The organism is Streptomyces sp. NPDC007157, from assembly GCF_040634235.1.
Taxonomy (GTDB): Bacteria; Actinomycetota; Actinomycetes; order Streptomycetales; family Streptomycetaceae; genus Streptomyces.
In genome coordinates, this window is sequence record NZ_JBEYFE010000056.1 from 14843 (window position 1) to 20788 (window position 5946).

The following is a 5946-nucleotide window of genomic DNA, read 5'->3' on the forward strand; positions in this document are numbered from 1 at the left end:
GCGTTCCTGGACAACACCCGCCGCCGGGCCGCGAAGCTCAGCCCGCAGCGGCGCGCCGAACTCGATCAGCTGGGGATGCGCTGGTCCTAGAACGCACGCAGACGGCCCGCCCCGTGGGTTCCGGGGCGGGCCGTCGACGTGCGTGTGGCTGTGAAGGGCGGTCGCCTACGCGGCGAAAGGCTCCATGAGGCATCGCCGGACGATCGTCCTCATGGGCAATAGGTGAGGCCCGGGGACACTGTCCCCTCCACTACCACGCTGTGTTCAACGCAGTGGGCCGGTCAGGCATTCCCGTGGGGTAGCGGCCGGGCGAAGCGAGCGTGGGCCGGTGTGGGGTGTTGCTGTGCGGAGGGCGCATGTCTCGGTGGTAGTCACCTTGCGTGATGGATACCGGTTGGTCTGCCGCTTTTTGGCACGGTCTGCATAGGAGTAAGAGTCGCTGTGGGTGCTTGCCGCCTACTTTGAGGCCGACGTGTCGAGAGTGACGGACGCCACACGATGGATATTGGTTGGGTCACATGGTGATCACCGTTGCGTCGTGGGACGTAGGGGGCCTCCTCACCCCTCGGCCGCACACAGCGTCACCAGTTGGGAAACACCGCCCCAACAGCCATTGTTCGCTCAACCGTTCACCGTCCGGCGCAGGGAGCCCGGATCGGTACAAGAGTCAACTAGTCGTCAAAGTGCGCTTTGACAACGGAGTTGGTGCGGGCCTGTTCGCGCGCGGATCGGTGTTGTAAGTGCGGCCCGGTATGCTCATCACCGCATCTTCTCTCGCGGCGTAACCCGTCGATCGGCTGGCTCGATCGAGGCCGATCGGCCTCGCGAGCGAGAGGAGGTGTTGCGGATGGAGAACCCGCCCGAGGGCGGGGAGCGGAACGACCGGAAGTTCGTCAAGAAGGCGATCGGTTGGCTGACGCTCCAGGCACTGGGTGCCTGGCTGCGTCATCTGATCGACAGCCACCTCTAGACGTCTAAGGCCCCCTGCAGCAACAGAGGGCCTTCCGGGAGTGCGCTCCCAGACGCTGGCTCTGTGCCTCCATCAACGGCGTCGAGAACCGTGGAGGTGCAGAGCCTCATTCATAACCGATAGACGTGGACCGGGGTCCCCAAACCATGCGGCCAACGGCGTACAACGTCGCGCATTTCCGCGTGAGCATCCACCAGTTCTGCCACTAAAAAACACTCGTGGCCAGGTGAGCGTCTCGCGTGCTGCTGCGTTGTTACGCGTACGCACAGTTCGGATGGTACCCCTAAATTGGTCCCCGCGATGGAGGGGAGCCCGCCAGATGGCACGGGGTCTGACCGATTTCAGCGGCTCTGAGCTGCGAGCGCACCGGATGAACGTCTACGCGCGTCCGGACGCGGCGCCCATGACAGCCGAAGAGCTGGCACACGCTGTGGGAGCGACGAAGGCGCAGATCCTCGCCTACGAGAACGGGCACCGGGTGCCCGACCCGCCGCGTCTGCTGGCCCTGGCCCGGGCGCTGAGGATCCACCCCTGGAAGCTGACGAACCCCGAGGACCGCAGCACGTGGACACTGGCCGACTTCCGGCGCGCGTCCGGCCTCAGAGCCCAGGACATGGTGGAGCACCTGGGCGTCTCCCCGAAGAACTACCGGCGGTTCGAGAACGAGGGCATCGTCCCCAGCCGCCGCCCGCAGTTCGTGGACGAGGTCGCCGGCGCCATCGGCGTCACCCGTAGGCTGGTCGAGGCCGCCATAGACCAGACCCCCGCCGTGCAAAAGCGCCAGGCCCGCGCCCGCGAGCTGATCGTGGCCATGGTCGACCGTTACGTCCTGCGTCCTGGCCCGTGGAAAGGGCCCGAGCTCGATGACCCTCAGCTCATCGAGCTGGCCGCCGCCTACGGCCGACCCGTGCAGCGCCTACGCCGCGTCCTCGCCTACGAACTCGGTGAACTGAGGCAGGGCCAGGTACGGGCCATGCGCGAAGGGGTCATCGCGAACTACGACATCGACCGCGGCCGGCAGTACAACGCACGCAACGCCATGGACCGCTGGGACGAGGTCTCCGAGCACGGCCTGGCCCGGCTGCCCCAGCGCCTGGAGCGCTTCCACCGCAGCGCCCAGCCCGCAGAGATCTGGCAGCACCTGGTGGACCTCTACAACATCGACGCGACCGCACGCGCCGACAGCGGCACGTGGGCACCCACCTTCATGCTGTGCGAGGACCCACTGGTCCTGCCCCGTTCCCTGGTCGAACACCGCGCCTACGACGACGTCATGACCTGCCGCCTCACGGTCCCGGGCGTCAACCACATCGCCTCCTTCCGCGGGCTGTACGCATCCCTGTACCCCGTCACCCGCCGGCCCCTGCGCCCGACACCCGCCACGAGGGCACGCACCTCCGGAGCCGGGCCCGAGACATTCACCCTGCCCAACCGCACCGAGCGCCTGGCAGTACCCCAGCGCCTGCTGGAAACCATGCGCACCCAGTCCTCCAACTCCAAAACCCCCCTGCAGCTACGACTGAGCCCGACCTACGAACTCGCCGTCGGCGCGAACTCCCTGACCGCCACCGCCGTAGAACCCGACGCCGACGAACCGGACGAGAACGAGCCAGCACAGGACTGAACACCATGCCCAGACCGCGCTACGGCACCCCCGTGACAGACCCGCGCGCGGGAGTCGGGGGTGTCCGAGGGGCCGGAAGATTTTCTTCGGAATAAGTTCACGATCATGGTCTCTTCGTCCCCTTAACTCATGACCGGCCTTGTGGCCGGGCCGGTATGAGAGAAATGGGGGATCCGTGACGGACCAGGCCACATCTGTCATCGTCTCAGCTATCGTCGTCAAGGCTTTCGCGCTGTTAACGCTCTGGCTGCGTCTGCACTGGAGGGCGCGCTGTGAACAGCAGCGGCAGCGCTACCTTCTCCGCATCGCCGAGACGGTGGCCCCGAACGGTCAGGTGGAGTTGGATGACCGGGACGGTGACGGTCACAGGCTGCAGGTGAAGATCACCCGTACTCCGGTTCCCAGGGAGGACCAGGCAGCGTGAGCAGCCACGACCCTATGGACGGCACCGACCGACCGACGACGGCGCCTCCCGGGCCAGCTGGCCAACGCGACCGCGACCGCCAGCAGAAGGATGAGGAGTTCTCCGCCTTCTACCGGGCAAACCTCCGCTCCCTGATCGGTTTCCTGATCAGCCATGGGGCCGGAGTCCAGGTGGCTGCGGACATCGCTCAAGCGGTCATGACTGACGCCTACCGGAACTGGGACCGCATCAGCCACCCAAAGGCCTGGGTCCACAAAGCCGCTTCCCGCGCGCTCGTACGCAGGGTCGCCTCCGTCGAAGAACCCGTCGACGACGTGCCCGAACCCACCTCCCTGGTGCCCCGTCCTGACGCCATCGGGGAATGGGAGGCTCAGTACGACGCACTGCCCATGCTGCGCAGCCTGCCGATGAAGCAGCGTCAGGTCATGGCCTGGACGCTGGCCGGCTTCACTCCCGCCGACATCGCCGAGCACCTCGGCCTGCCAGCCGAGAACGTACGCGCCAACCTGGCAAAAGCCCGCCGCACCGCAGCCGGCTATCTCAAGGCACGGGAGGAGAAACAGTGACCCGCCACTCCGATCCCACCCCTGACGGCCAGGACGTGCACCACTGGCTCACCCGGCACCAGCACGCCCTGACTCACACCCTCGATGAACTCCTGGACGTCGAAGCAGGCCTGCGTGAAATCCTCCTGCAGTCCCACCACGACACCGCCGTCGACAGCCTCGACACCGTCCTCAACACCGAGGCCGGACTCGCCGCCATCCTCCCCACCCCGCCGACCGCCCCCCACAGCAACACTGAAGCGGCAGACGCGGAAGAACTCCTCCGCGCGCTCACCCCTGCAGACCGTATGACCCTGCGCAACCACTCCGACGTCAAGACAGCCAGTCAAGCCCTCGCCCGCTACGCCGACGTCGCCCGCGACCTCGTCCGCACCCGCGACCTCGCCCTCAACGTCGCCCTCGACCTCGCCCTCGACCTCGACCGCACCCTCGCCCTCGACCTCGACCGCGCCCTCGCCCGCACTCGCGCCCTCGACCTTGCCCGCACCCGCACTCGCACCCTGGACGTCGACGTCGCCCGCGCCCTCGCCAGCGCCCTAGACCTCGCCATCGCCCGGACCCGCGACCTCGACCTCACTCTCAACAGCACCCACCACCTCGACCTCGACCGCGACCTCCGCCGCATTGGCTACCTCACCCTCGCCCTCGCCCTCGACCGCGCCCGCACCCTCGCCCGCGACCGCGACCTCACCCTCGACCTCGCCCTCGACCTCGCCTGCGACCGCGCCCGCGCCCTCGACCTCGCCCTCGACCTCGCCCGCGACCTCTCCCGCGACCCCGACTTCGACCTCGACTTCGCCCACGACCTCATCGTCAAAATCCGTACTGCCGAGGTTGGCCGGGCCATCGGTCAGGCACTGCGCCGGAACCGCCCCGCAGTCGATGAGGTCTCGCTGCACGCTCTTCTGGACGACTTCACCACCGCCGATCTGAGGGACACCGACCTGGCCGACATCGACCTCAGCGGCGTCCACTGGTCCGAACACACCACGCGGTGGCCGCCGGCCGTAGACGTCGAAGACCTCAAGACCCGGTCAGACGAAACCCCGCCCGGCACCGGTACCTGGATCGTCCGCTCCGGCACCGCCACCATCCGCGACCTCGCCGAACGGTGACGTACCCGGTTCTCTGGTCGACCCCCACGTCTAACCAAGGGCGATCAGAGAACCAGCCTGCGGAGGGTGGTCCATCGGGTGGGTGGCGGGAACCTACCGCTACGAGAGAACCGTGCGGCATGGCGACATCGAGGTGCTCAGCCGGATCTGCCAGGGCAAGCACAGGCGCCGGGGAACGAGCTGGCGGCACCCAGATGTACCGCCCAGAGCATTGCGTCGCAATGCTGATGTCATACGATGCAGGGGCACCCGGGGACTCACCGGGACTCACCGGGACTGCCCGCAGACCGGTTCTCCCGAGAAGCCCCGAAGGGCCCGACCGCTGGCTGGCACCGGCAATCAGGCCCCTCAGCGGTGACGCATCCATGAGCCCGGCCGATCACCAAGCGGTCGGGCTCACTGCGTAAACCCCACCGGCCGCCGGCCGCCTCTGCTTCTGGTCACGACCAGAAGGAATGCATCACTGCCCATATGACCTTGACGGCCACCGGCGCCCAGTCGATCAGCACCTGCCGCTTCGACAGACGCCGACCGCACCGTGTGCAGTGACCGCCAGGAGATTTCTTCCCGGCCATGTGGTACCCCTCCTCTCCGTCCCGTAGGGGTTCTGAGCAGTGCTCAGAACTTCGCCTCACGCCGAGGCGAACGACTCGGTGGGACTTCGCGGAGAAGGCGACGCCAAGCATACGAGTTCACCGGGACATCGGAGACCCGGGGGACCACAACTTGTGTGCCGCTTTAGCAATCCAACCACTAGATGTGGTGATTGGCTGATGCGTCGCCAGTTCGCGCGTGTCACACGGCTGCACAGACTCCGCGAGCAGTACAAGAGCGCTGCGCCGCCTACGGAAATACCGTGACCACCCGCAGGAGAGCCTCCCGCCTTCGGCAGGCCTTTGGACCAGGTCGCCGAACATCTTCTGACGCCCGCACAGCCCGTTGTCCGCACTTTTCGCTCGAACGTGTGTTTGGCGCAACCTTTCGAAAGCAACTACCGTTGTCCAGCAGCGAGACCATCGAGAGGGGCCGACGCGACCACCACCGCAGACAGTGCCACCATCACCGCCCTGAACCGCTCCCAGGGCCGACTCGACCCGGTGCATGCCATAAACGAAGCAGGGCATCCCTGCTGACGGACGTGATGTCGTCGCTGCCCAGGTCCATGTCGAAGCCCGCGTCACGCAGGGCGCGGATCTTCTCCTCTTCCTTGACCTTGGTCTGGATGAAGTCCTCGATGTCGGGGTGGT

The 5946-nt window shown here is 66.9% G+C and carries 6 protein-coding genes; 5 read left to right on the forward strand and 1 reads right to left on the reverse strand.

The features are described 5' to 3' along the window. The first annotated feature begins 847 nt into the window (after positions 1-847). The 5 genes from ABZ642_RS45830 to ABZ642_RS45850 all read left to right on the forward strand — a co-directional run bounded on the left by ABZ642_RS45830 (position 848) and on the right by ABZ642_RS45850 (position 4699). A complete protein-coding gene (locus ABZ642_RS45830) occupies positions 848-970 on the forward strand; it encodes a hypothetical protein (protein WP_360497506.1) in 123 nt (40 codons plus the stop codon). A 319-nt stretch (positions 971-1289) separates the two neighbouring features. Beyond that, positions 1290-2594 (forward strand): helix-turn-helix transcriptional regulator, encoded by a 1305-nt coding sequence (locus ABZ642_RS45835; protein ID WP_360497509.1) that lies wholly within the window; start codon positions 1290-1292, stop codon positions 2592-2594. A gap of 175 nt (positions 2595-2769) precedes the next feature. Beyond that, complete coding sequence (locus tag ABZ642_RS45840; protein ID WP_360497512.1) at positions 2770-3018, forward strand: hypothetical protein; 249 nt, start codon at positions 2770-2772, stop codon at positions 3016-3018. Then, positions 3015-3584 (forward strand): sigma-70 family RNA polymerase sigma factor, encoded by a 570-nt coding sequence (locus ABZ642_RS45845; protein WP_360497515.1) that lies wholly within the window; start codon positions 3015-3017, stop codon positions 3582-3584. The genes ABZ642_RS45840 and ABZ642_RS45845 overlap by 4 nt, the downstream gene beginning before the upstream one ends. Further along, on the forward strand, positions 3581-4699 hold the full coding sequence (locus ABZ642_RS45850; protein WP_360497518.1) for a hypothetical protein: 1119 nt from the start codon (positions 3581-3583) through the stop codon (positions 4697-4699). Before ABZ642_RS45845 ends, ABZ642_RS45850 begins: the two co-directional genes overlap by 4 nt. A gap of 1059 nt (positions 4700-5758) precedes the next feature. Here the strand turns inward: ABZ642_RS45850 and ABZ642_RS45855 are convergent. Beyond that, positions 5759-5946: hypothetical protein (locus ABZ642_RS45855; RefSeq protein WP_360497524.1), on the reverse strand; the 188-nt coding region annotated here is incomplete at its 5' end.

Coding starts and splice junctions, on each gene's coding strand:
- ABZ642_RS45830 (WP_360497506.1), top strand. CDS start 848: ATGGAGAACCCGCCCGAGGGCGGGGAGCGGAACGACCGGAAGTTCGTC.
- ABZ642_RS45835 (WP_360497509.1), top strand. CDS start 1,290: ATGGCACGGGGTCTGACCGATTTCAGCGGCTCTGAGCTGCGAGCGCAC.